Below are 23,510 nucleotides of genomic sequence, written 5' to 3'. Positions count from 1 at the left end.
CCCCGCCAATTCAATTCGAGGGCGGGCCGGTTAGCCGCCCGAACGCTTTCGGTGGACATAGTTCGTATAGGCGGCCTCTCCAACCCGGGCGTAGATTTCATACTCTTCCAACGCCTTGAGCCAGTGGGGGTAGATCTTTGCGAAATCCGGGCTCTTTGCCCGCAACTCGTCGAAGACCTGGAAGGCTGCGGCATAGGATGCGTCGAGGATTTCCTTGGAGAAAAACCGGATCTTGGCACCAGCTGTCACCAGTTGCCTGAGCCCGCCGGAATTGATCATGTCATAATTGGCGATATGTGTGCTCCAGGTGGCGGTTGCTGCCGTTTCCAGGATTGACTTGTAGATATCCGGCAGTTCGTCCCATTTCTTTTTGTTGATGAAGCACATGATTGTGGCCTGCGGCTCCCACCAGCCCGGCGCATAGTAAAAGGGTGCAACCTTGTGGAGGCCGAACTTGAAATCGTCGTATGGGCCGGCCCACTCGGCCGCATCGATTGTGCCTCTCTCGAGCGATGGATAGACATCGCCAGGCGTCAGTTGCTGCGGGACGACGCCAAGCTTTGACATGACGATCCCGCCAAGCCCCGGGATCCGCATCTTGAGACCCCGGAGATCCTCCAGTTTGTTGATTTCTTTCCGGAAGAAACCACCCATCTGCGCGGTTGAATTGCCAACCGGAAGGCCGTGCGTGCCACGCGCATTGAAAAATTCATTGAGCAGCTTCAGGCCACCGCCCTTGAAGAGCCACGCAGCCTGACCGCGCGTATCGAAGCCGAAAGGCAAGGTGGTGCCGAATGCGTAGGCGGGATCCTTGCCAAACGAATAATAGGACAGGGTGAACGCGCATTCTACCGTGCCCGCTTCCGCAGCATCCAGCAGGGCCGGGCCTCCCGGCACAATCTCGCCGGCACTGAAGGGCTGGATCTGGAATTTTCCACCTGTCGCTTCGGAAACGCGACGGATGAAATCGTTTGCAGCGTCGACCACCGAGTCCACAGTGCGGGGCACGAACATGGGCATGCGCCACTTAAATTCCGGCATGGCCTGCGCCAAGGCAGGCTTTGCAGCGACAAAGCCGCTCGCAACCGCCGCGCCTGAAACCATGGTCCGGCGAGAGATATGCTTCTTTGATTGATCCGACCCGGCCATGATACCCTCCCGAGGTGCTTGATGTTGACTTGATGTCAATTTAGGTCATTAAACTGACCTATAGGATCATGATCTGTCAAGCCGCTTGGGTCGCCGTTGGTTTCGGTACAAGAATTCCCTGTCGCAGCCGGTCGGGCGCGCTGCTTTTGCGCCGCAAGTCGAGGTTTCTATGCCCCACGTGCCAAACAGCCCCACGATTTGAAACGCCGGCCAACCGTGATCCCGCGACTTTCTGGCGCGAGTTGCGGCACCACGCAGCATGGCGCATTCAACGAACCGGGAAATGCGCCATTACCGCGAACTGGCGATTTCATGAACCCAGCAGGAGACATTGCAAACCATGATATCCAGCCAATCCGTACAGGAATTTGCCGGCCGCCGCGTGACCGTTCTCGGAGCAGGCGCGATCGGGGGCTGGATTGCCGCGGGGTTCTGCCGGGCCGGCCATGACGTTTCTATCCTCGCTCGCGGTGGAAGCCTGGCCGCACTTCGCGAAATTGGTCTTGTGCTCATGGACGGCGACCGTCGGGAGGCCTTCGGTATTCGGGCAAGTGACGATCCGAGAGCGTTGCCTGCTGCGGAGCTTCTGGTGCTCGGGCTGAAGGCCCATGACCTGCCGGCCAACGCACCTCTGATCGCTGCCTTGCTGGGCCCGGAAACAATCGTTCTTCCGGTGATCAATGGCATTCCATGGTGGTTCCTGGATCATTTTGGCGGCCCCGCGAACGGGCTGACGCTGCAATCGGTCGATCCTGACGGCACGCTCAAAGGCCTGATGCCAGCGCATCGCGTGATCGGAGCTGTTGTGCATGCCGCGAGCCGCGTCGAAAGCCCCGGGTGCATCCGTATCCTGAAGGCGGATCGCTTGCTCCTCGGTGATCCCGCCGGTGAGGGCAAAAGCACCGCAATAGCGCAAACCCTTGTCGCAGGCGGCCTGCCGGCACAGCGGGTTGCGGATATTCGCGGTGAAGTCTGGAGCAAGCTCTGGGGCAATTCCAACATGAACCCCCTGAGTGCATTGACAAAGGCCGATGCCGCCCAACTGATCGATGATCCCGGGACCCTTGCGCTTATCCGTGGCATGATGGCTGAAATGGCCGGAATGTGTGGCCTCATCGGATTGCCCGAACTGGGCGATGCGGAGGCGCGGATTGGGGTAACGCGCAAACTCGGCGCCTTCCGTACGTCCATGCTTCAGGATCTGGAAGCAGGGCGCAGCCTTGAGATCGGACCGATCATCGGGGGGCTCGTCGAGCTGTCACAGCATCTTGGCTATCCCGCTCCTTTGCTCACCGGTATCCATGCGCTGTTGCGCTTGCTTGAGGTCAATCGAGGCTGATCAATCCTGGAAGAATGGCGTTTCGTCTTCGGCGCTTCCCCGCAGGAGGATATCAAAGCTGAAGACGCGGACCCCGTTCTCAGGCGCGCGTTCTGCGACAACGAGGCGCTGCCGCAATTCTGGCGGAACAGCATTCAAGACCGGGTCTTTGGCATTTTCCAAGGCAAAATCCGGGAAGAATACGGTGGTGCAGACGGGGTTCATCAAGCCGGCGCCCATCACCCTCAGATTGGCATGGGGCGCCCGGACCGTCCCGATTTCGGCATAACCCTTGGGCAGGACAGACCGGAAACTGTAGCAGCCCTCGAGGTCGGTCCAGTCTCTCCCCCAGCCCAGAAAATCCGGATCGGCTTCGGCATGGGCAGGATCGAGCGGATGGCGGAAACGCCCCGAGGAATCGGCCTGCCAGAACTCGAGGATGGCGTTTGGAACAGGAATCCGCCCCTCCTTCATCACGGTTCCGCGCAAGATATAGGGTGTTCCCGATCTGGTAGGCGCAGCGTCCCGCGATACCCGGGTCAGGTCGTTATCGGCTTCGGAAAAGAAATGCGGTGGAAAGAATGGTCCAATCGTGTGCGATGACAGGGGCAGTTGAAGTGGTGGTTTCATCATCTCAGGCCTCCGGCGTCGCAAGCGCCCCGCGCAGCACAATATCGAAATGGTAGGCGAGGAAGGTGTCTCCAGCCTCCGAGGGATGGATCTGCCGGGCAACAAGCCGCGCTCTGGCCACGGAGCTATGTATCGATTGAAGGATGCGATCCCATTCGTTCAGCGGGTCGCCCGGGAAATACATCTGTGTCACAAGCCGCGACAACGATGACGGGCCAACAACCGAAAAGTGAACATGTGGAGGGCGCCACCAGGCATCCTTGACCGGAACGGGATAGGCCCCGGGCTTTATGGTGAAGAAAGTGTAGCGCCCTTCTTCGTCCGAGAAGACACGGCCATGGCCTAGGAAGTCAGGATCAACCGGTGCCTTGCTGCCATCATGCGAATGTGCATAGCGACCGGCGGCATTGGCCTGCCAAAGTTCCACGATCGCACCCGGGATCGGACGGCTGTCTTCGCCAAGAACCCGGCCTGAGATCCGCATGAACTGACCGAGAGCCATCCTCCCCGGCCGCAGCACAGCGAGATTGTTGTCTCCGCAGGGCAGCTTGCGCCAAAGCTCAGTCGGGCCAGTCGCCTCGGTGCGCGTCAAGGGTCTTGGGAAGGCCGCGCGCTGCGGCGTGAAGGTCCAAGTGTTGGGGTATCCCTCGATCGGGACACTCGGTTCAACACCCTCCGGCCAAGGCCGGAAATGGTTGGATGGTTGCCAATCGCTCATGTCGCTCCCCTGCGGTTATGGTTGCGGCAGTCGCCGGGCCCAGGACGCAACGGCTTCGACCACCGCTTGAGGCTGTTCGGGGATCAGCGCGTGGCTGGCGTTCGGGATGATGGTCACCGTGACGCGATCACCGAATTCCTCGCGGCTCTCGAACCACTTTTCTTTCGGCTTAAACGGATCTGAATCCGGCACAACGTCGAGGATTGGCACGCCACCAGCCTGCCAATACTCGGCCTGCTTTGTTGCCGCCGATGCGAGGCCCTGGATACGGTTGGCCTCCGGCGCCCAGCCATGTAGCCAGACGGAAGCGTCATGCCCGGGGAAGAAGAACCCTCTGCGCAAGGCTTCGAGACGCGTTGCGTTCGGAAGAGCTGCGTTGGCGGATTGCTGGACGTCCGCACGCAAACTGTCGGGGAAGGTCTTGGCGGCAGCGGCGACCAAAGCCACACCGCGAACCAGATGGCGGTGATCCGTCGCCACCATTCGAGCTACCCAATTGCCGAAGGCATGCCCGACAATCACAGCAGGCCCGGCTTTTTCACGCTCGATGACAAAGGCAACATCACGGGCGAGATCCTGCATCCGGATGCCATCCGAGGGGCCCTTGCTGGCCCCCGCGCCGCGCGGCTGTGGCCGCAGGACCCGAAACCCCGCCTGTGCAAGGCCTGCTGCAACAATATCAAAATCATCTAGGTCCCGACCGCGTGACGGGAGCAGAACGATCAGCGGGCCTGACCCTTCCGAGGTTAGGTCGATCGAGACATGATCGTAGGTCACGATCTCACGCATTTTCGGCGCCTGAGCATGCGCAGTAGCGAGCCCGATCAACAGGAAGGCTATCCAGAAAAGCCTCATGGGACACCTCACAGCTCGGGGCGATATATGGCACGGCCAACTCACCGAACCTTCGCACCGGCAGCCTTGACGACAGCCGTCCAGGTGACGGTCTCACGTTCGACCAGAGCACGGGCTTCGGTCGGCGACATGGTGACGGGGATAATGCTGCTGGCGACAAGCTTCCGGCGCACTTCTGGATCGGCCATTGCGGTCGCCAGCGCTGCCGCAAGCTTGTCGACAACAGGCTGCGGCAATCCCTTCGGCCCAACCAGCACGTTCCAGAGCTCAACCGCGTAATCGGGCACCCCTGATTCCCGGACGGTTGGCAGGTTCGGCAGGTCCGTCGTCCGTTCGCCGCCGAGCGCAACGATTCCCTGCACCTTGCCGGCCTTCACATGCTCGGGTGTCCCCGGCATGGTCAGCACACCGATGTCAACATGGCGGCCAATGAGATCATTCAGAAGCGGCGCGTTCCCCTGATAGGGAACATGGTTCATCGTCACGCCGATCCGGGACAACAGCAGTTCCATCGCGAGATGGCCGGGAGAACCGGCACCCGATGTGCCGAAATTGAGGGCTCCTGGCCTGGATTTCGCCAGAGCCGTCATGTCGGCCAGTGACTTCACATTGAGATCCGTTCGCGCGCCCAGCAGCAGCGCAGTCGATCCCATATGGCCGATATAGGTGAGGTTCGAGGGGTCGTAGCCGATATCGCGCCCGAGAGCGAGGAGAATGGCGGAGGGGCCAACGCCGCTGACACCCAGCGTGTATCCGTCGGGTGGAGCGCTGGCGACGGCACGGATGCCGACCGCTCCGGCTGCGCCGGCCCGGTTTTCAACGATGACCGGCTGCTTGAGAATCTCGGACATTTTCTCGCCGAGGAAGCGGCCAGCGATATCGGTGGAGCCACCCGGCGGGAACGGGACAACGAGCGTAATGGCCCTGACCGGATATTCCTGGGCGGTCGCAGGCAGGGCTATTCCAACGGCCATAAGACCAGCTACAATAGCGGCACCCCATTTCATACGGTCCGATTTCATTCTTGCCTCCCTGATTGTTCGCTATTTCATCAAACAGCTATACTATTGACCTTTTATGGGCAAGGGGGCAATGTGCCACGCAACGTCAGGAAGTCGGGAAAGTCATGAATACGCTCAACCAGAGCCCTATCCCTCGCTACATCCAGTTAGCGACCATGTTTCGTCGGAAGATCGAGACAGGGCAGTGGAAGCACGGCGAGCAGATCCCGACCGTGGACACACTGGCGGCGGAAACCGGCGTGGCGCGCGCCACCCTGCGCCAGGCTCTGGGCATTCTCGAGCAGGAGCAGATGATCGAGCGGCTCCGGGCCAAGGGTACCTTCGTACGCTGGCAGCCGAAGGATCAATTGTGGCTGACGATGGAAACGAACTTCGCCGGCCTCTTGCGCGCCCGCGATGGCGCCACCATCGAGATCCTCGACGATCAGCCAAACGAGATGCCGGCGAGTTTCCCGCATGCCATCGGCGAACCAGCCACAGGCTATCGGCGCTTGCGGCGGCGTCACTCGCGTGAGGGCGAGGCCTTCCTGCTGGCTGAAGTATTTGTTGACGAGCGCCTGCGGTCCCGAATCTCGGAGGACGACATCCGTACCAAGACCGCACTGAAACTGGTGGCCGATGTGCCAGGCATTGAGATCACCGATGCGCGGCAGACCCTGACAATCGGCGGAGCGGATATCGAAACCGCGAAGCTTCTCGAATTGCCACTCAATTCTCCGGTCGCATTCGTCCAGCGCACGGCGGTCGATCGCGACGGATTCGTCGTGCTTCTGGCGGATGGAATTTATCGCGGTGATCTCGTGCGGCTGGACATGAAGCTGCGCTAGGCGTCGGCGCGATGGAGGCCGCGCGCCTCAGAAGTTTGCAATTCAGGCGACAAAGATCTGGAGATATTCATGAAACTGCACTGGTCGCCCCGCTCGCCCTATGTTCGCAAGGTCATGATCGCAGCTCACGAACTTGGGCTGGCCGGGCAGATCTCGCTGGTGAGAAGCGTCGCCATGATGACAAAGCCCAATCCGGACATCATGGCGGATAACCCGCTAAGCAAGATTCCCACACTCGTGCTCGACGATGGCCGGGTGCTGTTCGATTCCCTGACCATCTGCGAATATCTGGATGATCGGGCCGGTGGGGGAAGGCTGTTTCCTGTAGCGGGAGAAGCGCGTTGGCAGGCTCTGACCGATCATGCATTGGCCGACGGCCTGCTTGATCTCCTGATCCTCTGGCGGAATGAGCGTGAAAAACCTGTCGAACGGCAGACGCCTGCCTTGCTGGCGAGTTTCGAGCTTCGCGTTGGTGCGGGGCTCGACCGGCTCGAGCAAGCGGCTGATCTTCTTAACGCAAGCCCATTCGATATCGTTCAGATCACCGTCGGCTGCTGCCTGTCCTATGTCGATTTCCGCTTCGGCGATCTTGATTGGCGCAAGACGAGGCCAAGCCTCGCCGGCTGGCACCAAACATTTGCAAGCCGCGCCTCAGCCCGGGCGACGGAGATCGTCGATGCCTGAGGAACGGAGCGGCCCGCTTTCGCATCTGACGGTGCTGGATCTCAGCCGTATCATGGCCGCGCCATGGGCCACGCAGATCTTTGCTGACCTCGGCGCCGATGTCATCAAGATCGAGCGCCCCGGCGCGGGCGACGATACGCGAAGCTGGGGGCCCCCCTTTCTCAAGGACAAAGCCGGATCGACCACCCGGGAATCCGGCTATTACCTGTCGGTCAATCGCGGCAAGCGCTCGGTTACGGTGGATATCTCGGCCCCTGAAGGACAGGATATCATCCGGCAATTGGCCCGCACCGCAGACATCGTCATCGAGAATTTCAAGGCCGAGACGCTCCAGCGCTACGGGCTGGATGCCGCGAGTCTTCGCGCGGAGAATCCGCGTCTGATCTACTGCTCGGTGACAGGCTTCGGGCAGGACGGCCCCCGCAAGGATCAGGCCGCCTATGATTTTGCAATCCAGGCCATGGGCGGTCTGATGAGCGTGACCGGCGAGCGCGACGACAAGCCGGGCGGCGGACCGCAGAAGGTGGGCGTGCCCATCGTGGACCTCATGACCGGCATGTATGCCGCCGTGGCCATTCTCGCGGCAGTGGCGCGGCGCAATGAGACCGGCCTCGGCGATGTGATCGATCTGGCCATGCTGGATGTGCAGGCTGCTTTCCTCGCCAACCAAGCGATGAACCATCTCGTCGGAGGACGCGTCCCCCAGCGGGGCGGCAACCGGCACCCCAACATCCAGCCACAGGATGTCTTCCCCTGCGCGGATGGGTTCCTCGTGCTTGCCGTTGGCAATGATGGGCAATTCGCAAAGCTCTGCGACGTGATCGGTCATCCCGAATGGGCTTCGGATGAACGCTTCTCGATCAATGCCGGCCGCGTGAAGCACAATCCCGAGCTCACCGAACTGCTGACCGCCCGGTTCAGGACCTTTTCGCGGGATAATCTTATCGCGCGACTTGATGCCGCCGGTGTTCCGGCTGCACCGATCAATACCGTCCCTGATGTTCTGGCCGATCCGCAGATCCGGCATCGCGAGATGGTACGGGATCTGCCGCATCCGCTGGCAGGAACGGTTCGGCACGTCGTCAGCCCGCTGCGTTTCGAGAATGCGCCCTTGCGCTTCTCGCGGTCTGCGCCGCTGTTGGGTGAGCATACACATGAGGTGCTGTTGCAATTGGGTTTCTCGGAAAGCGCAATTGCTGACTTCAAGTCCAGGGGAAAGATCTGATGCCGCGCATTCCGCTTCCCGGCCCGGACGAGATGAACGAAGCGCAGCGCCGCCTGTATGATTCCGTGGTTTCCGGCCCGCGGGGGCGCATGATCGGCCCGCTTCGTGCTGTCATTCACAGTCCCGAACTGGCGGTGCTCTGGTCGAGCTTTGGAGAGTATCTGCGCTATCGCACCTGCTTGCCATCCGCACACAAGGAGCTGGCGATCATCGTCACGGCACGTCGCTGGACAAGCCAGGTCGAATGGTGGGTTCATGCTGAAGCCGCAGCCAAAGCCGGCATTGCCAAGACCATCATTGCGGCGATTCATGCGGGTAAGGCACCCGAATTTGGCGATCATGCCGAGGCAGACATCTACGAGTTCGCGCGCCAGCTTCAAATGACCGGCACGGTGGGGCGGGAAGTCTATGGTCGCATCGTGGCGCGTCATGGCGCTCAGGGCGTCGTCGAACTGACCGCTGTGATCGGGTATTACACGATGGTCTCCATGACACTGAATGTGCATGAAATTCCACTGCCGGAAGGCGAAACGCCGCCGTTTACCCCGATTGCGTCCGAAGGACTGACGGTTCTGCCAGAGGCGAAGCGCCTATGACGGAGATCGCGCCGGCACCGCTGGTCAACACACCACGCTTTGCTGCGCCGCCTGGGGCCTGCGATGCGCATAGCCATGTTTTTGGCCCATTCGACATCTTTCCGGCGGGCGAGGCATCGACCTATGCCTTGCCCGATGCTCCGCCCTCGATCCATGCGGCAGCACGGGCGGCCATGGGGATCAGCCGTGGTGTGCTGGTCCAGCCCGCGCCCTATGGCATGGATGCCTCCGCCATGCTCCATGCCGTTTCACAATCGAACGGTGCCTTGAAGGCCATCGCCATCGCCGATGAGACAGTGAGCGGGGAAACCCTGGCTGATTGGCCAGCGCGCGGGGTCAAGGGGCTGCGTTTCGTGGAAATGCGTGCGCCAACGGGGCAGCGTTATCCCGGAAGCGTGGGCTTCGATGCCCTGGCCCGACTTGCGCCCCGGATGCGGGAGCATGGCTTGCATGCGCAGCTCTGGGCCAGCGCGGCAACCTATGCGGAGCACCTTCCGGAACTTTCCAAGCTGGGCTTGCCGCTTGTTCTTGATCATCTGGCGAGCCCGGATGTGCCTGCGGGACCCGATGCGCCCTCCTTCCAGGCCGTGCTGAATGCGCTGCGCGACGGGTCGGTCTGGGTGAAGCTGACCCTGTGCCGGGTCGCCAAGGATGCGCCCGGCTATCGCGACGCACGCCCCTTCCATGATGCCTGCATCGCCGCCAATCCCGAATATCTCCTCTGGGGATCGGACTGGCCTTATGTGCGCCTTCAGCCGGCGCCCGATGCCGGGGCGATGCTCGACCTGTTCGCGGACTGGACGGCTGATCCAGCCCTGATCCAGCGCATCCTCGTCGAGAACCCGCAGGCGCTTTACGGTTTCAGATCCCTCGACAAGGCAGCGCCATGACAGAACCTTACCAAGCCTTTTCGGTCGAGATTGCCGATCATGTGGCGACAGTCACGATCAATTTGCCGCCCGTGAATGCGCAGAACCGCGCGTTTCGCGAGGAGATTACCGGCCTGTTCGACAGTCTGGGCGAACGGCCCGACGTTCGGGCCATCGTGCTGACGGGCGCAGGCAAGATCTTCTCGGCCGGGGCAGACCTCAAGGACCGGCCGGATCCTCAGGTGGCAGGCGCCTATCCCACGCATAGCCGAAAGGTGCGCGAAGCCTTCAACTGCGTGATGGAATGCCCGAAGCCGGTGATTGCCGCAGTCAATGGCGCGGCGATCGGCGCCGGCTGCGTTCTGGCTCTGGTCTGCGACATCATCGTGATGGCCGACGAGGCTTATCTCGCCATGACCGAGGTTGATTATGTGCTGGCTGGCGGTGTCAGCCATATCCGCCGCCACTTTGGCGAATCCGATGCGCGGCTGATGATCTACACGGCACGCCGCATTTCCGGGCCGGAAGCCTTGCGGATGAATGTGGCGTCGCTGTCCGTCCCGCGCGCCGAGGTGCTCGAGGCTGCTCGGGCCATCGCCCGGGAGATTGCGGCGAAAAGCCCCGCGGCCGTGCGTGCTGCCAAGAAATCCTTCCTCGTGACGGAAGATCTGCCGTTGCAAGAGGGATACAAGTTCGAGCAATCCCAAACCGCCATGCTTGCAACCACCGACGATTTTCGCGAAGCGCAGCGCGCCTTCGCCGAAAAGCGCAAGCCGGCTTTCTGAGGCTGCGATGGCCATCACTCCGGAAACAATCAAGCGTGTCACAGCCGATCTCTATGATCGGTCGCTGCGGTTCATCCCCAAGGATTCGAAAGCCGCGCTCAGCAGGGCTGACAGTCTCGAGACCAACGAGACCGCGCGCCACACCTTGCAGACCATGCTGAAAAGCGCGGATCAGGCAGAGAAATCCTGGCGGTTTGTCTGTTCGGATTCCGGCGTGCCGGTCTATGTCATCAAGGTTGGCACACAGGCCCGCTTCGAGGGCAACGTCCGCAAGGCAATTGTCGATGGGTTCGCCGAGCTTGTCGCCAGCATCCAGCCCCCTTTGCTGCCGCATGTCACCAATCCACTGACGCTGGAACGCGGGCATAGCGGGCGGCATATGCCCATCGTCACTTTCGATATGGTCGATGATTGTGATTTCATCGACATCACATGCTCACCCAAGGCCTTGGGCTCGGGGCGCTGGTCGGCGATGGAAATCTTCAGCTTTCCGGATATTCCGACCATCGAGGCCTATGTGCTGGACGTCGTGAGGAAGGCGGGCTCGCAACCCTGCCCGCCGGTGGTGGTTGGCGTGGGCATCGGCGGCACCTTCGATTATGCCTGCAAGCTTGCCAAGGAGGCGACCCTTCGCCCCATCGGCCAGTCCCATGCCGAAGCCATGGTGGCCGAGATGGAGCAGCGCCTTCTCACTGCCGTAAACAAGACTGGTTTCGGGCCGATGGGAACGGGCGGCGACTCCACTGCCACGGCAGTTCATGTCGACTACGCTGCGGGCCACGGCTTCACGCCGGTTGCCGTCACCTTCAATTGCTGGATCAACCGCCGAACCCGCGCGCGCTTGCACAACGATGGCCGGGTTGAGGTGGTGGAGTAATCCATGGCCATCCGGACGCACCATCTCACCTTTCCGCTCAGCGCCGAATCCGCCCGCACCCTGCGGGCTGGCGACATGGTTGTCATGAGCGGCGAGATCGTCGTGACAGCTGGGCTGCCTACACATCACCGGCTTCTGGGTTGCCTCGATGGCGCGGAGCCCATGCCGATGGATCTGGACGGCGCCTCGGTCTTTCATCTCGGCAGTTACAGCGAGGAAAAAAGCGGCGGATTCGAGATTCTCTACCTCAATCCGACAACCAGCACGCGCTTCAATGCAGTGATGCCGCGCCTGATCAAGGGCTTCAACTGGCACGCGGTCGGCGGCAAGGGGGGGCTCGATCGCCCTTGTGTGGAGGCCTTGCAGGAGGTCGGCGGGGTCTATCTCTCGTTCCTCGGCGGCGGGGCGACCTTGCACACCCAAGCCATCCGCCGCGTCATCGAGGTCGGCTGGAGCGACATGCTCATCCATTACCGGCTTGTCCGGCTCGAGGTGGAAAATCTCGGCCCGGTTACGGTTGCGATCGATGCGCATGGGGTGAGCCTCTACGAGACGATCAAGGCCAGCCAAACTGAATGAAAGCCGCCTGTCGATCACGCCACGCACAGCTCAAAAGTCAGGAAGTAACGCGAATGTTTCGATCCGCCGCTGTCAGCTCCCTGATGTTGGGAATGAGCCTTGCTCCGGCCTTTGCCCAATCGGCCCCGGTGGCTGCACCTGCCGCACCGATCACAACGCGATGCGAGTCTCCGCCGTTGATGGCGGCCTTCAGCCTGTTCGGTGAAACTGGACGGATGCCACCCGATCTCGGGCGGTTCCTGTCGGATGCCGCTCTCCAGCGGATCGAGCCCTACAAGGCGTTCGACAATGTCTATTACGTCGGCATTTGCTGGGTCTCGGCCTGGCTCATCACGTCCGCCAAAGGCCATGTGCTGATCGACACCTTGTATGGCCCGTTCACTGACCAACTCCTCGCGAACATCAAGGCCGTCGGGTTGGACCCGAAGGATATCAAGCTGGTGGTCGTCACGCACGGCCATTTCGATCATGCCGGCGGCATGGCCAGGCTAAAGGCTGCCCTGCCCCCGGGCACTCAATTTGCGATGACCGAGGAAGGCTGGACCGAAGCCTTCGAAGCATCCCGGCAATCCGTGGCTTCTGGTCGGAATCCCTGGGCCATGATCGAGCGCGATCTCGTTTTGCAGGATGCGCAAACGGTCAAGGGCGGCGATGTCGCGATCGAGACCTACAAGACGCCGGGCCACACTTTCGGGACGGCCTCCTTTGCTTTTGATGCGCAGGATGGCTCCAGGACCTATCGTGCCTTCACTGTGGGTGGCCTTGGCCTCAATGCGATCCAGGGACCGGAGCAGGTGGAGGCGTTCATTGCCAGCATCAAGCGTATCCGCGCACTGACGGAGACCGGCAGCAGGCCTATTGATCTTCACCTGACGACCCATCCGTTTTCAAACGGGTTGACCGAGGCGAAGGACCGGATCAGGTCACGAAAGGCCGGTGAAGCCCATCCACTTGTCGACCTTGCGGGCTTTCGTCATCAACTCGATGGCTTGCAGGCCGGCGCGGAAAAACGCCTGATCGTCGAGCGGCAGAAGAAAGCCAACTGAGTTTATCGGGGCTGCTGCCAAGTTTCGACAAAACGGGGAACGCTGGTCTCGATCCAATCTGCCAGAACGCGAACCTTCTCTGCTGCCTCCAGACCAAGCGGCGTAAGGCTGTACTCGACATGGGGCGGCACCACATCAAACGCGACACGGTGGACGATCCCGTCCCCTTCAAGCCATTTCAGTGTCTGTGCCAACATGCGTTCACTGACCCCGCCGATCATCCGGCGGATCTGACTGAAACGCAGGGTCCGGCCCTCAAGCGCGATCAGCACCAACACGCCCCACCGGCTGGTCAAATGCTTGAGAACCTCGCGTGAAGGGCAAGCCTCGGCCATGAGGTCGCCACGCAGATTGCCACGCTCCAGGATGACGGAGAGCGGGAGCCGGTCCCCGGATTCTGTCGAAGGATGGTTTTTCATACTAACATTCTTGTGCGTACTTACGAAAAGTTATCAAGCGAATTATCTACCATCCATCGAAACTCGCACAATAGAGATCCTGACATGAATATTGCCATTTCCGGCGCAACCGGCCAGCTCGGCCGTCTGGTCATTGCGGCGCTCAAGGTCCGCAGCGCCCCGATCATCGCCCTTGCACGCGATCCCGCCAGGGCCGCTGACCTTGCCGTCGAGACCCGGGCTTTCGATTACGCCCATGCCGATGCCGCAGCGTTGGTGGGGGTTGATACGCTCGTCCTCATCTCCTCAAGCGACTTCAACGACCGCGCCGGTCAGCATCGCAAGGCGATTGCCGCAGCCAAGGCGGCCGGGATCGGCCGTATCCTCTACACCTCGATCCTGAAAGGTGACGCATCGCCGATGGTCCTCGCGCAGGACCATATTGCAACCGAGGCAGCGCTCCGCGAGAGTGGCATCCCCGTCACGATCCTGCGCAACGGCTGGTATACAGAGAACTTTACCGGTGCTCTGGGCGCCGCGATCGAGCATGGTGCGATCATCGGCGCAGCGGGCAACGGGCGCGTATCCTCTGCCGCGCGCAAGGATTATGCCGAGGCGATTGTCGTGACCGCACTCGACCCGTCCCATACCGGCCGAACCTACGAACTCGCCGGAGACACAGCCCATACCGGGGCCGATCTTGCCGCCGCTGTTACCAAGGCCTCGGGGAAGCCCATCGCCTATGTGAACTTGTCGCAGGCCGAATATGCGCAAGCACTCATGGGCTTCGGATTGCCCGAGCGGTTTGCGATTGCCCTCGCCGACAGCGATGCCCGCGCCGCCGATGGGGCGCTCTACGATGAAAGCCGCACCCTCTCACGCCTGATCGGTCGCCCGACGACGCCGATCTCCGAGACGATCGCGGGCGCCTTGTAATGCACTGCTTTGGCCCGGGCGAGACATCAGGCGACAGGCTCAGGTCTCGCCCGGGCCACAAGGTAAGGTCTCGGCCGGCCCCTGAACGGCCGAGCGGGACTGGCCATGAACCGGGGAGAATGTCCATGAAGACGCCTGTGAAAATCGCAGCAGCTGCGCTTGCCCTCACGCTTGTTGCGGGATCGGTTCTGGCGCAGCCGCTACCGAATGCCGTGGCTTCCGGCGAATCGCAGCCGCTCGCGCTCACGCCATCCCAGATGGAAGGGCCGTATTATCCGGTCGCCAAGCCGGCTGATCACGACAATGACCTCACGCGAGTCGGATCCGGGACGGTCGCGGCGGGCACCATCCTCGTCCTGCACGGGCGTGTGATTGACCAGCGTGGCCGCCCTGTCTCCGCTGCTGTCGTCGAGTTGTGGCAGGCGGACAGGAACGGTATCTACATGCATCCGAATGATTCCCGGACGGAACAGCGCGACAGGGCATTCCAGTTTTTCGGCCAGTTGACGACCGACGGCACGGGAAACTTCGAATTTCGAACGATCATGCCCGGATTTTATGGCACAAGGCCAAGGCATCTCCATATCCGAGTCATCCGGCGCGACGGCAAAACCCTGACAACCCAGCTCTACTTCGAGGGGGACGAGAGGCTGGCGCAGGATTTCCTGACGCGCAGGCTGGGCAACAGACTTTCGGCCATCCTGCTGACGGCAACACCACGAACGAGCAGCGAGTTAAGCGCGGAAAAAATCCTTGTGATGGAGTGATGCGCGCTCGGCTGCACATCGGTGTTACGGACTGATCTGGTCGTGTCGCGTACAGCAAAAATTGATGTCAGCGTCAATAACCAGCGGCCTGCCCGTTAAAACGCACGCCTTACCGATGACGAGATGGGAATGGGATTTGATAAACCCGGCGCGCAATTCCTCGATCAATATCGCGGGAGTATGCGCGGTGTCTTTTATGCGACTTGGTTTCCGCATTCCCCATCACTATGCCAGAACCTGCCAGTCAGCAATCGGCCCCATTGCAGTCGCCTGGCCGTTTAGGTATCAAGAAAAACACCACGCCTGAAAGGGCGTGCGGCGAAGCCGCGTGTACGGGAAATTGCGTATGCAATGACCCGCCATTTTTCTAAATTTCCGATTAATTGAAGTCAATTGCGATGCAATTGACGATCATTTTTTGTGCCTGCACAAAAAATGAGGTGTTGGACCAATATTACTTCCACGGTGAGCCTGTTGATTTCTCACCTTGCGCGTGCCGTCCCCTACAAGGCGGATCGCGCCGCCTTCGGTAAGCTCGGGCACGAGGCAGCGCTTTTTTCCCCGATAATCGCTAAGACCCGGGCGATCTGATCTGGCGGCACGCGCATCCGAGCCTTTTGCAGCGCGCCAAGGACAGCGTCGACATGGCCCTGGCGCCCGAGAGCGCGGATCACGGCTTCATGCATAAGCAGCTGGACCGTCGGGACCACGAGGAGTTCAGGGAAGCTGTCGGCGCAGAGGTTCATGGCCTTGCGCTCATCGATAAGGGCGATCCCCCCGACCTCTTGCGCATAGCCTATCGTTGCCGCTTCGCCATCGTCCAGCGTGCGCAGGGCAGAGCCGTCGATCAGTGTTTCGTAAACTTTACCCCCATGATCTCCAAGGCTGACAGCGTCGATAATACCAGCGTCGATCAGCTCTTGAAGAGCCCGAGCATCGTTATGCCCGTTCCGCATTCCGCTGAGCAGTTCCGCCAGTGCGTTCGCCGTTATAACCCACCTGTTCGGAAAGGCTGTAATGATGGCACGCGCGTATCCGGTCGCGTTGAGATTGATCACGACGCTGGCATCGGTCACGAGAACAGAACGGGGATCAGTGAGGAAGTTTGAAGAGCTCATTCGCTTCACTTTCCTCCATTTCCGCTCCGTCGAGGACCTCTCTGATGTCAAGCCGGTCAAGGTGCAGAAGACGCGCCAGCTGGCCTTCGCTATAGAAGCCGCGCTTCCACGTCTCTCGTGCGAGCAGTGCGAGGCGAGGTGGCACAAAGCTATGCGCCTCAACGGCATTCATCCTGCGATCCGGCAGTTCGCCCAACACCTGCCGTACCTGTTCGCTGGTGATGCCGCCGTTGTTTTGAAACCAGTCCCACGTCCCGCCTTTTGCGAGAGACAAGTCCTCTAATCGGCGCACCATGGCTTGTGAGGAAAGACCAAAATCATGCGCGAGAAGGATGATATGTCGGCGCGTCAGGTGCGATTGTCCCGCCGTAAGCTCTGCGAAGCGCTGTCGGACGGCGCGGGCGGGCGCGAGGAATGAAGGAGCGAAGGCCGCAGCATAGCGTTCTTCCCGCGATGAAAATTTCTCATCCTCGGTCAGTGCTTCAGGTTGGCCGCGCGCCGATATGAAGTGGGCCAACTCGTGAATCCCAGTCTGCCGGAATCGTTCAGGCGGATGGCTCGCATTCAGAAGGATGCAGGCCCCGACCGCATCGTCATAGGCAAAAAGACCCGACACTTTTCCATCAAGCCGCCGCACATAGACGCGGATGCCGAGCTGATCGAGGATCGACACGATATCAAGCACTGGCCCTGGACCCAGACCGAGCCAGTCGCGCAGCTCCTGCGCATCTTGCTCGGCCTGCGCGCGAACATCACCCGGGAGGATAGGACGCTCCGGCGGGTAGTTGCGGGCTCGTTTTATACCAAGCGCGTTCTCAAGTTCGACTTCGGCGCGGACAAGGTCGTTGAGAAGGCGGGCGGCATTCTCGATGGCGTCGCCGCCGCTTTGCGGCAGCTTCCGAAAGCGCGGCACCATGTCGAGATGCACGGCTTCCCGCCGTAGGATGGCATTCGCTGAAGTCCGGTAAAGGGTCGCGAGCTTCTGGAGCTCGTCCATTCGCACACGCCGCTGACCCTTTTCGATGGCGACGATAGTCGTGCGCGCGACATTAATGGCTTCTGCCGCCGCCGACTGCGTGAATTTCTCGCTCTCGCGTGCAACCCGCAGCCTCTCGCCAATCTCCAGATCGGAAAGCTTTTCAGCGTTATCGGTCATTGTGCAGTCCGCGCCCATTGTCTTACGAACGAGTGCGCTCCTAGCGAATTCATGTAGGACTTCCATTCTTCTGCATGCGTGTTCAGCAGGGTGATCAGCCGTTCGCCCGCCTCCTGCGGGCTCAGCCCGAGAGCGGGGCCCAGTGTCGCTGCGTGCCGGGTAATTTCAGATCGCTGCTCCGCTGACGCCATATCCGCGAGGTGGTCCATGTGGAGGATGCCGGCCAGCGCATATTGCCGGAACGCGCCCCCGGTTTTCGTGAAACCCAATTCGGCAGCTCCTTCAAGCGTGGCTGAAGTCATGTCCGAGCAGATATACGTTTCTGGCGGCTCGGTCAGGCCAGCAGCGTGTACACTGACGCGCCGCAACATGCAGGCGGCGCAGACGCCGCATTGCCGCTGTTTACCGTTGATCGAACTCCACTGGTTGTTGCGCCAGCAGGATTTCGTCTTGCGCCACGCGTCGGTGTTATCGATCGACACATACGCGCGCAGCGTCTCGCCTTTGGTGTTCCAGATGCGGGGGAAGACGTAGCGCACATCCTTGTCGAGAAGGGCTTTCAGAAAACGCTCCATGAGCCGCGTAAAGCGCGGGTGGTTACGGAAGTCCGGATAGGCGTGGCCCACCGTCAGTAGGGCCGGGCCGATAGCGCCCTGACCGCTCTCCGGGATCACAATCTCGGCAGCGTCCGTCAGATAAGCGGCAATGCCGCTGATGATTGCGAATTTGAATCCGCGCGTGCGCGCGCTGGTTTCTCGGTTCGGCATGTCAGACGCCACATCATAGGGTACGGCAGTAAATGGCTCGCGTTTGCCCTTCTCGCGCGGACGGTCCGACGTCTTCGTGCCGACACGGACTCGAACGAGCTTTTCGCCAAGTTTTGCGCCGACGAGCCCCGCGACCGCGCGCGAGTCCATTCCGTCGCTGAAAGCAAGGATGGCCTGCGTCGGTATCGTGAGGGCAAGCATGCTAAGTGGAAGGTTGGGTTGAGGTTTGGTGCGCCTTACAAAGCTAATTGCCCAGATATCGCCGGTCAAAAATCCGAGCGCATCATGCAGGGCCCCCGAAACGTCCGCCGCGCTCCAGCGTGCAGGATCGTGGACGGGAATGCGCAGGGTCAGGCGGCGCCCCCAGCCATGCGGCGCGCGTTTAACGATCTTGTCGGCATATTCAACGGCAGCGGCGACGACCAGCGCATCGTGCGTCACAGACTCCCACCGCGCGAACGCGAAGGTTTCAAGCGCCGCCGTCGAGAAGCTGACATCCCGGCCGAGTTCGAAGGCGATGTGGTCTCTGCGGGCGCGACGGCCTGGTTCGACGACGTCGATGTTCTTCGCGGGCATCCGCATGAAATAGGGTTCAGCGTTCATAGGGTCGGCCCTTCATCAAGGCCGGTATGGCGGGGGAGGTGCGCCGCGCCGCGCGGCGGTTTCGCGCCCGCCATGAAGCCCGAAGCGACGGTTTTGAAGTCGCATTGCTGGCGCGCGGCATCGAGCCGGTCGCGCACGTACCCGGCGCTGCGCGGGCTGGCCTCGCGGTAGTAATGCTCCTCGACGCTGCGGAACTGGCTGCGCACTTGCGCTTCGCAGGCGTTCTCCAGCGTTGCCCGGAAGGCAGCTTCGCCGGTCAGGCCGCCGCTGACGGCGTGGATGGCGCAGTCGATGACAAGGTTGCATGCCGCCGAGCGCGTGCTTGCCTGGCGGACGGCTTCCAGCCGTTTGATCTCGTTGTTGGCGAAAAGGGAGCCTTGATCGCCGCTGAAGATGTCCCGGATCGCGGCGAGCGGGGCTTCACGCAAATCCCTTTGCAGAGCAATGGGCAGAGCCTCACATACCTCATCCGCGGAGTACGCGGCCTTTGCTGCCCGCTCCGCGAGGTTTTTCCAGTGCCGCCGCATCGGCAGACTTCTATGAGGCCCGTCACTCATGGCGATTCTCCATGTCAGAAGCTTAATTCAAAAATGCTGACAATGTCAAATTCTGTGTGAGTCCTGTTTGAGCGCGACCGGTCGGTTTGATAACCCTGTTCTTTGCTAAGCTGGGCTACGCAATGAGCCCATCTTTCAAACCTTGGAGTCAGTTTGAATCTGTGCTATTTTACTAAGTATGACTGAGCGAAACACAGGGAAGCTAAACCAGCTCGAACGCACCCTGCCGGAGGGCCTACTGGCCGATGCGGCATGGATGGAGCGCCATGGCTACTCGACGAGCTTGCGCAGCCAATATGTTTCCGCCGGGTGGTTGGTGCAGCCGGTGCGTGGCACTTACAAGCGCCCGCTTGGCGAGTTAGACTGGCAGAAGACCGTCGTTTCGCTGCAAAAGCTGATGGGCCGCGCGCTTGCGGTTGGCGGGCGTACTGCGCTCGACCTGCAAGGGTTCACGCATTACCTGTCTGCCTCCGGCCCCTCGACAATCCACCTGTACGGAACAGAGCCGCCTCCCGGGTGGCTTTCCAAACTTCCGCTGAAAGAAGCGTTCCGGTTTCACCGCTCGCAGGTCCTGTTCTCGTCGCTCGCCACCAGCGCCGACGCCCTACAAGCCGGGACGTTGCGGGAATTGCCGGGACCAGCCGAATGGCCGCTCATAGCCTCGACGCCGGAGCGCGCGCTACTCGAAATGCTCGACGCGCTCCCGAGCCACGACAGCTTCCATCAGGTCGACATGGTGGTGGAGGGGCTGCGGACCTTGAGCCCGCGACGGCTCCAGACGCTGCTCGCCGACTGCCGCAGCATCAAGGTCAAGCGGCTCTTCTTCTGGTTCGCCGATCGCCACCAGCCAGCGTGGTTGAAGCAGATAGACCGCACGATCGTAAATCTGGGTACCGGAAAACGCATGCTGGTCAAGGGCGGCAAGCTCGACCCGACGTACCTCATAACCGTTCCGGAGGACCTCGTTGCCCCTGTCTGAACGCTATCGCCGCCAGGTGGCGCTATTGGTCGAAGTAATCCCGTTCGTCGCGGCTGAGCGGGATTTTGCTCTGAAAGGCGGGACGGCGATCAATCTGTTCGTCCGGGACATGCCACGCCTGTCGGTCGACATTGATCTGACCTATTTGCCCGTAGCCCCGCGACCGGAATCGCTAGCCGCGATCGATGCTGCTATGAAGCGCATTGCTGGGGCCATCCGGGCTAGAATGCGCGGCCTGCGCGTAACCGAAGTCCTGAATGCGCGCGAGCAGATCGTCACCAAACTTACCGTTCAGCGTCCTGATGCCCAGATCAAGATCGAAGTCACGCCCGTTCTACGCGGCTGTGTTTTCGAGCCGGAAATGCGTGCTGTCTCTCCCGGCGTAGAAGATGCCTTCGGCTTTGCGGAAATGCAGGTAGTTTCGTTTGCCGACCTCTACGCGGGCAAAATTATGGCTGCGCTGGACCGGCAGCATCCACGCGACCTCTTCGACATCCGCGACCTGTTGGCTAACGAGGGTATCAGCGACGATCTGCGGCGTGCCTTCATCGTCTATCTGATCAGCCATGACAGGCCGATATCGGAAGTGCTCGTGCCACGCCGTAAAGATATTTCCCAGGAGTTTGCGCAGGGATTCGACGGCATGACGGCGGAGCCTGTTCCCCTTGATGAGCTGCTAGCTGCCCGCGAGGAGCTTATTGTCTCCATGGCAAAAGGCATGCCAGATGGACACAAGGAATTTCTTCGGGGGTTTAAGCGCGGTCAGCCGGACTGGCCGCTTTTGGGGATTCCGGGAGCTGCCGACCTGCCTGCTGTCCAGTGGAAGCAATTAAACCTGGGCAAGCTTACTGTCGAGGCACGCGCACGGCTGATCGATCAGTTGGACGAGCGACTAAGATGAAAATTGGCATTCTCGCATTTGGATCACTTATCGATAGCCCAGACTGGGAGATAGAGGCAGTAACGACTGGCGTCGATCGCGGCATACGAACGCCATTTGCTGTAGAATACGCAAGATCAAGCAATACTCGGGGCGGCGCTGCAACGCTGGTGCCCGTGGAGTCCGGCGGCGCGCAGGTCGCTGCGGTTATCTTTACAATTAGCGCACCCGAGAAGATTGCAGCTAACATCCTCTATCGCCGAGAAATTCATAAGGTGGGGACGGATCGCATTTACAAGGAACCTGCCGTAGATCGCACGAACACGGTTCGTATTGAACGACTGGCGAATTTTGGCGGCTACGATTTGGTTCTTTCGACACGTATTGCAGCGAACATAAGTCCGCTTTCTGCCGACCATTTGGCAGATTTGGCTATTGCCAGCGCAAAGACGGTTGGCGATGGCAAAGACGGCATCAGCTATCTGATTGCGGCAAGGGCGAACGGAATTGTTACTGGCTTGTCCGAACAATACGAGGCGAAGATTCTGGAACGGCTGCAAGTCGACAATCTGACGGCAGCCTTGGCCGCAATCCGCAAGCTGCAGGTTTGATGGCGCGCATGAAGCTCTCCGAAGAACTACTATCCGCAGATATAAAGAGGGACCCAACAAATCCCGCATTTCCCGCAGTTTACAATGCCCATGGTGTCTATAACACCCTGCAATTCGTGCTCCGCCTCTCGCCAAAAGTTCATCAAACTTTGAGACGTTTTGCTCCGGGAATAACTACGAACGGGATTATTGGGTTGGAAGGCGCCCAAGCCATGTCAACGCTGCTCCATGAAACAATTCATTGGTGGCAACATATCGGGACCACTTATGGGTTCGTGCTGAGCCTAAACTATCCGGTACAATCGCATTGCACGCACTTCGATCTGAAGAAACTTGTCGAGCAAGATGGATTTAAGAAGTCGGTTTTTTCTCAGGCGGGCGTGCTCAATCTGCGGGGTCCCACCGGATTTGGGACGACTGCGGGAATCGCCAACACCATCATAAACAACCACTACGATCTTCTGGCTTACCGCACTTTCACTCTAGGGCCGGATTCAGCCAAATCAATTATCCAGCGCAATCTCTTTGAGAATGTGGGTCACGCATTTCACATGACCTACGCGCATACGGTCAATCAATTGGCGTCCACCGTTGATAAAGACTTCCGGCTGTTTTCCCAACCAAAGGAGTGGGCCGATGGCTTTCGTTCTCTTAGGGACAGGCGGGTCGAAGGCTACTATTATGGATCACCGATTGGGCTCTGGCCGATAGGGGCGCGTGAGATCTTTGAGGGGCAAGCGTGCTTCTCTCAGATTCAGTATCTCTCCCATGCCTGCGGCCATCGGCTCGACTGGAATGATTTTCGCGCAATCGGAATGCTGCATGGCGTATACGTCAGGGCGTTCGAGGAATTTTTACGGCTAACCGAATCGGACGCTCCAAATAAGTTCGATAATCCATTGATCGGCCTGTTTTTGCTGGTCTGCGATCTTGCCTTGAACCCCGGCAGCGGCTTCCCGTTTCCGGTAGCTCCCAACTACGAGTCATTTATCCATGACGTCAATCCGGGAGGCCGCTTTGTGCTTTTTTGCCGTTTGATTGCACTGCGATTCCCCAGCCTGAAGACGCTCATTCAAAACTATAGCCGTGACGAATATGTGGCGATTAGCAATCAGCTTTGCCATGCGGCCAAAGAAGTTCCACCACTGGAGATATCCGAGATTTTCGCATCTTGGTTTGCCGCAGGCGGACGATTGTCGAGCCTTCGGCAGGAGTACGAAACTTATGTCTTCGGACCAGAGAACTTTGTTATCCGGCATCTGTTCGCTCATTTCCTCGCATTTCAGGAGGACAAGTTTAAACGGCCCGAGTTTTTCTGTTGGCCCGGGGCTTGGATGGCCGGCGACCGCGTTTCGGAGGAAGCTGAGAAGCTCTTCGAAAAGCATGGAGCACTTTTCGTCGACAAGGAGGATGACGACGCCGTATTTCCCCGTCTTCAGCCTAACCGTGCAATTTCTTCAGTGTCCGATACCTTCAATGCATTTTACCAGAACACTGACGTTGCCCCTCTGACCTAATCCAGCTTGAAGTTCGTTCTGGCCGCATGAGGAGACCAGAA

At 60.2% G+C, this 23,510-nt stretch carries 26 protein-coding genes; 16 read left to right on the top strand and 10 right to left on the bottom strand.

Annotated features, from left to right (window positions below; genetic code table 11):
• Positions 1 to 30 precede the first annotated feature (30 nt).
• On the bottom strand, positions 31 to 1,149 hold the full coding sequence (locus tag P0652_RS06900) for a TRAP transporter substrate-binding protein (RefSeq protein ID WP_284178056.1): 1,119 nt from the start codon (positions 1,147 to 1,149) through the stop codon (positions 31 to 33).
• A 382-nt stretch (positions 1,150 to 1,531) separates the two neighbouring features.
• Here P0652_RS06900 and P0652_RS06895 point away from each other — a divergent pair, with 382 nt between their 5' ends.
• Entirely contained in the window at positions 1,532 to 2,488 is a 957-nt protein-coding gene (locus P0652_RS06895) for a 2-dehydropantoate 2-reductase (protein ID WP_284178055.1), read from the top strand.
• Here the strand turns inward: P0652_RS06895 and P0652_RS06890 are convergent, their stop codons facing one another.
• The 4 genes from P0652_RS06890 to P0652_RS06875 all read right to left on the bottom strand — a co-directional run bounded on the left by P0652_RS06890 (position 2,489) and on the right by P0652_RS06875 (position 5,692).
• Positions 2,489 to 3,097, bottom strand: coding sequence for a protocatechuate 3,4-dioxygenase (locus P0652_RS06890; RefSeq protein WP_284178556.1), 609 nt, complete (start codon positions 3,095 to 3,097; stop codon positions 2,489 to 2,491).
• 4 nt (positions 3,098 to 3,101) lie between these two features.
• On the bottom strand, positions 3,102 to 3,815 hold the full coding sequence (locus P0652_RS06885; RefSeq protein ID WP_284178054.1) for a dioxygenase family protein: 714 nt from the start codon (positions 3,813 to 3,815) through the stop codon (positions 3,102 to 3,104).
• A 15-nt stretch (positions 3,816 to 3,830) separates the two neighbouring features.
• A complete protein-coding gene (locus P0652_RS06880; protein WP_284178052.1) occupies positions 3,831 to 4,604 on the bottom strand; it encodes an alpha/beta fold hydrolase in 774 nt (257 codons plus the stop codon).
• A gap of 107 nt (positions 4,605 to 4,711) precedes the next feature.
• Positions 4,712 to 5,692: a Bug family tripartite tricarboxylate transporter substrate binding protein gene (locus P0652_RS06875; RefSeq protein ID WP_284178051.1), complete on the bottom strand. Its 981-nt coding sequence runs from the start codon at positions 5,690 to 5,692 to the stop codon at positions 4,712 to 4,714.
• 104 nt (positions 5,693 to 5,796) lie between these two features.
• On the opposite strand from P0652_RS06875, the gene P0652_RS06870 reads away from it, so the two are divergent.
• The 9 genes from P0652_RS06870 to P0652_RS06830 all read left to right on the top strand — a co-directional run bounded on the left by P0652_RS06870 (position 5,797) and on the right by P0652_RS06830 (position 13,180).
• Positions 5,797 to 6,519 (top strand): GntR family transcriptional regulator, encoded by a 723-nt coding sequence (locus tag P0652_RS06870; RefSeq protein WP_284178050.1) that lies wholly within the window; start codon positions 5,797 to 5,799, stop codon positions 6,517 to 6,519.
• A gap of 69 nt (positions 6,520 to 6,588) precedes the next feature.
• A complete protein-coding gene (locus P0652_RS06865; RefSeq protein WP_284178049.1) occupies positions 6,589 to 7,203 on the top strand; it encodes a glutathione S-transferase family protein in 615 nt (204 codons plus the stop codon).
• On the top strand, positions 7,196 to 8,428 hold the full coding sequence (locus tag P0652_RS06860; RefSeq protein ID WP_284178048.1) for a CaiB/BaiF CoA transferase family protein: 1,233 nt from the start codon (positions 7,196 to 7,198) through the stop codon (positions 8,426 to 8,428). The genes P0652_RS06865 and P0652_RS06860 overlap by 8 nt, the downstream gene beginning before the upstream one ends.
• Positions 8,428 to 9,024 (top strand): carboxymuconolactone decarboxylase family protein, encoded by a 597-nt coding sequence (locus P0652_RS06855; RefSeq protein WP_284178047.1) that lies wholly within the window; start codon positions 8,428 to 8,430, stop codon positions 9,022 to 9,024. Before P0652_RS06860 ends, P0652_RS06855 begins: the two co-directional genes overlap by 1 nt.
• On the top strand, positions 9,021 to 9,914 hold the full coding sequence (locus P0652_RS06850; RefSeq protein WP_284178046.1) for an amidohydrolase family protein: 894 nt from the start codon (positions 9,021 to 9,023) through the stop codon (positions 9,912 to 9,914). The genes P0652_RS06855 and P0652_RS06850 overlap by 4 nt, the downstream gene beginning before the upstream one ends.
• Entirely contained in the window at positions 9,911 to 10,678 is a 768-nt protein-coding gene (locus P0652_RS06845; protein ID WP_284178045.1) for an enoyl-CoA hydratase/isomerase family protein, read from the top strand. The genes P0652_RS06850 and P0652_RS06845 overlap by 4 nt, the downstream gene beginning before the upstream one ends.
• Positions 10,679 to 10,685: 7 nt before the next feature.
• On the top strand, positions 10,686 to 11,555 hold the full coding sequence (locus P0652_RS06840; protein WP_284178044.1) for a fumarate hydratase: 870 nt from the start codon (positions 10,686 to 10,688) through the stop codon (positions 11,553 to 11,555).
• 3 nt (positions 11,556 to 11,558) lie between these two features.
• The gene (locus P0652_RS06835; RefSeq protein WP_284178043.1) at positions 11,559 to 12,134 is read left to right on the top strand and encodes a fumarate hydratase C-terminal domain-containing protein; all 576 of its coding nucleotides are present in this window, start codon (positions 11,559 to 11,561) and stop codon (positions 12,132 to 12,134) included.
• Positions 12,135 to 12,349: 215 nt separating this feature from the next.
• Complete coding sequence (locus tag P0652_RS06830) at positions 12,350 to 13,180, top strand: MBL fold metallo-hydrolase (protein ID WP_284178042.1); 831 nt, start codon at positions 12,350 to 12,352, stop codon at positions 13,178 to 13,180.
• Between the two features lie 2 nt (positions 13,181 to 13,182).
• Here the strand turns inward: P0652_RS06830 and P0652_RS06825 are convergent, their stop codons facing one another.
• On the bottom strand, positions 13,183 to 13,599 hold the full coding sequence (locus P0652_RS06825; RefSeq protein WP_502947480.1) for a winged helix-turn-helix transcriptional regulator: 417 nt from the start codon (positions 13,597 to 13,599) through the stop codon (positions 13,183 to 13,185).
• Positions 13,600 to 13,683: 84 nt separating this feature from the next.
• Between P0652_RS06825 and P0652_RS06820 the strand changes: the two genes are divergently transcribed.
• The gene (locus tag P0652_RS06820; protein WP_284178041.1) at positions 13,684 to 14,514 is read left to right on the top strand and encodes an SDR family oxidoreductase; all 831 of its coding nucleotides are present in this window, start codon (positions 13,684 to 13,686) and stop codon (positions 14,512 to 14,514) included.
• 125 nt (positions 14,515 to 14,639) lie between these two features.
• Positions 14,640 to 15,281, top strand: coding sequence for a dioxygenase family protein (locus P0652_RS06815; RefSeq protein WP_284178040.1), 642 nt, complete (start codon positions 14,640 to 14,642; stop codon positions 15,279 to 15,281).
• A 503-nt stretch (positions 15,282 to 15,784) separates the two neighbouring features.
• Here P0652_RS06815 and P0652_RS06810 read toward each other — a convergent pair.
• Genes P0652_RS06810 through P0652_RS06795 form a run of 4 tightly spaced genes read right to left on the bottom strand, consistent with a single transcriptional unit; the run spans position 15,785 to position 19,482 of the window.
• Positions 15,785 to 16,399, bottom strand: a complete 615-nt coding sequence (locus P0652_RS06810) for a PIN domain-containing protein (protein WP_284178039.1) — start codon at positions 16,397 to 16,399, stop codon at positions 15,785 to 15,787.
• A complete protein-coding gene (locus P0652_RS06805; protein ID WP_284178037.1) occupies positions 16,374 to 17,555 on the bottom strand; it encodes an XRE family transcriptional regulator in 1,182 nt (393 codons plus the stop codon). Before P0652_RS06805 ends, P0652_RS06810 begins: the two co-directional genes overlap by 26 nt.
• Positions 17,552 to 18,925, bottom strand: coding sequence for a 7-cyano-7-deazaguanine synthase (locus P0652_RS06800; RefSeq protein WP_284178036.1), 1,374 nt, complete (start codon positions 18,923 to 18,925; stop codon positions 17,552 to 17,554). Before P0652_RS06800 ends, P0652_RS06805 begins: the two co-directional genes overlap by 4 nt.
• Positions 18,922 to 19,482 (bottom strand): hypothetical protein, encoded by a 561-nt coding sequence (locus P0652_RS06795; protein WP_284178035.1) that lies wholly within the window; start codon positions 19,480 to 19,482, stop codon positions 18,922 to 18,924. The genes P0652_RS06800 and P0652_RS06795 overlap by 4 nt, the downstream gene beginning before the upstream one ends.
• A gap of 178 nt (positions 19,483 to 19,660) precedes the next feature.
• Between P0652_RS06795 and P0652_RS06790 the strand changes: the two genes are divergently transcribed.
• The 4 genes from P0652_RS06790 to P0652_RS06775 are packed head-to-tail and all read left to right on the top strand — an operon-like array spanning position 19,661 to position 23,469.
• Positions 19,661 to 20,461, top strand: coding sequence for a type IV toxin-antitoxin system AbiEi family antitoxin domain-containing protein (locus P0652_RS06790; RefSeq protein ID WP_284178034.1), 801 nt, complete (start codon positions 19,661 to 19,663; stop codon positions 20,459 to 20,461).
• Positions 20,448 to 21,362, top strand: coding sequence for a nucleotidyl transferase AbiEii/AbiGii toxin family protein (locus P0652_RS06785; protein WP_284178033.1), 915 nt, complete (start codon positions 20,448 to 20,450; stop codon positions 21,360 to 21,362). The genes P0652_RS06790 and P0652_RS06785 overlap by 14 nt, the downstream gene beginning before the upstream one ends.
• Positions 21,359 to 21,952, top strand: coding sequence for a hypothetical protein (locus tag P0652_RS06780; RefSeq protein WP_284178032.1), 594 nt, complete (start codon positions 21,359 to 21,361; stop codon positions 21,950 to 21,952). Before P0652_RS06785 ends, P0652_RS06780 begins: the two co-directional genes overlap by 4 nt.
• Positions 21,952 to 23,469 carry a hypothetical protein gene (locus tag P0652_RS06775; protein WP_284178031.1) on the top strand — a complete coding sequence of 506 codons (1,518 nt, stop codon included), beginning with the start codon at positions 21,952 to 21,954 and terminating at the stop codon, positions 23,467 to 23,469. The genes P0652_RS06780 and P0652_RS06775 overlap by 1 nt, the downstream gene beginning before the upstream one ends.
• The last annotated feature ends 41 nt before the right edge of the window (positions 23,470 to 23,510 follow it).

The organism is Rhabdaerophilum sp. SD176 (assembly GCF_030143245.1).
GTDB lineage: Bacteria > Pseudomonadota > Alphaproteobacteria > Rhizobiales > Beijerinckiaceae > Rhabdaerophilum.
Note: the sequence above shows the minus strand (reverse complement) of the source record. Positions and strands in the feature narration are given on the sequence as shown.

Excerpts from the sequence above, each read along its gene's own strand:
- P0652_RS06900 (WP_284178056.1), bottom strand. The coding sequence starts at position 1,149 with ATGGCCGGGTCGGATCAATCAAAGAAGCATATCTCTCGCCGGACCATG.
- P0652_RS06890 (WP_284178556.1), bottom strand. The coding sequence starts at position 3,097 with ATGAAACCACCACTTCAACTGCCCCTGTCATCGCACACGATTGGACCA.
- P0652_RS06885 (WP_284178054.1), bottom strand. The coding sequence starts at position 3,815 with ATGAGCGATTGGCAACCATCCAACCATTTCCGGCCTTGGCCGGAGGGT.
- P0652_RS06880 (WP_284178052.1), bottom strand. The coding sequence starts at position 4,604 with ATGCGTGAGATCGTGACCTACGATCATGTCTCGATCGACCTAACCTCG.
- P0652_RS06875 (WP_284178051.1), bottom strand. The coding sequence starts at position 5,692 with ATGAAATCGGACCGTATGAAATGGGGTGCCGCTATTGTAGCTGGTCTT.
- P0652_RS06870 (WP_284178050.1), top strand. The coding sequence starts at position 5,797 with ATGAATACGCTCAACCAGAGCCCTATCCCTCGCTACATCCAGTTAGCG.
- P0652_RS06865 (WP_284178049.1), top strand. The coding sequence starts at position 6,589 with ATGAAACTGCACTGGTCGCCCCGCTCGCCCTATGTTCGCAAGGTCATG.
- P0652_RS06860 (WP_284178048.1), top strand. The coding sequence starts at position 7,196 with ATGCCTGAGGAACGGAGCGGCCCGCTTTCGCATCTGACGGTGCTGGAT.
- P0652_RS06855 (WP_284178047.1), top strand. The coding sequence starts at position 8,428 with ATGCCGCGCATTCCGCTTCCCGGCCCGGACGAGATGAACGAAGCGCAG.
- P0652_RS06850 (WP_284178046.1), top strand. The coding sequence starts at position 9,021 with ATGACGGAGATCGCGCCGGCACCGCTGGTCAACACACCACGCTTTGCT.
- P0652_RS06845 (WP_284178045.1), top strand. The coding sequence starts at position 9,911 with ATGACAGAACCTTACCAAGCCTTTTCGGTCGAGATTGCCGATCATGTG.
- P0652_RS06840 (WP_284178044.1), top strand. The coding sequence starts at position 10,686 with ATGGCCATCACTCCGGAAACAATCAAGCGTGTCACAGCCGATCTCTAT.
- P0652_RS06835 (WP_284178043.1), top strand. The coding sequence starts at position 11,559 with ATGGCCATCCGGACGCACCATCTCACCTTTCCGCTCAGCGCCGAATCC.
- P0652_RS06830 (WP_284178042.1), top strand. The coding sequence starts at position 12,350 with ATGCCACCCGATCTCGGGCGGTTCCTGTCGGATGCCGCTCTCCAGCGG.
- P0652_RS06825 (WP_502947480.1), bottom strand. The coding sequence starts at position 13,599 with ATGAAAAACCATCCTTCGACAGAATCCGGGGACCGGCTCCCGCTCTCC.
- P0652_RS06820 (WP_284178041.1), top strand. The coding sequence starts at position 13,684 with ATGAATATTGCCATTTCCGGCGCAACCGGCCAGCTCGGCCGTCTGGTC.
- P0652_RS06815 (WP_284178040.1), top strand. The coding sequence starts at position 14,640 with ATGAAGACGCCTGTGAAAATCGCAGCAGCTGCGCTTGCCCTCACGCTT.
- P0652_RS06810 (WP_284178039.1), bottom strand. The coding sequence starts at position 16,399 with ATGAGCTCTTCAAACTTCCTCACTGATCCCCGTTCTGTTCTCGTGACC.
- P0652_RS06805 (WP_284178037.1), bottom strand. The coding sequence starts at position 17,555 with ATGACCGATAACGCTGAAAAGCTTTCCGATCTGGAGATTGGCGAGAGG.
- P0652_RS06800 (WP_284178036.1), bottom strand. The coding sequence starts at position 18,925 with ATGAACGCTGAACCCTATTTCATGCGGATGCCCGCGAAGAACATCGAC.
- P0652_RS06795 (WP_284178035.1), bottom strand. The coding sequence starts at position 19,482 with ATGAGTGACGGGCCTCATAGAAGTCTGCCGATGCGGCGGCACTGGAAA.
- P0652_RS06790 (WP_284178034.1), top strand. The coding sequence starts at position 19,661 with ATGACTGAGCGAAACACAGGGAAGCTAAACCAGCTCGAACGCACCCTG.
- P0652_RS06780 (WP_284178032.1), top strand. The coding sequence starts at position 21,359 with ATGAAAATTGGCATTCTCGCATTTGGATCACTTATCGATAGCCCAGAC.
- P0652_RS06775 (WP_284178031.1), top strand. The coding sequence starts at position 21,952 with ATGGCGCGCATGAAGCTCTCCGAAGAACTACTATCCGCAGATATAAAG.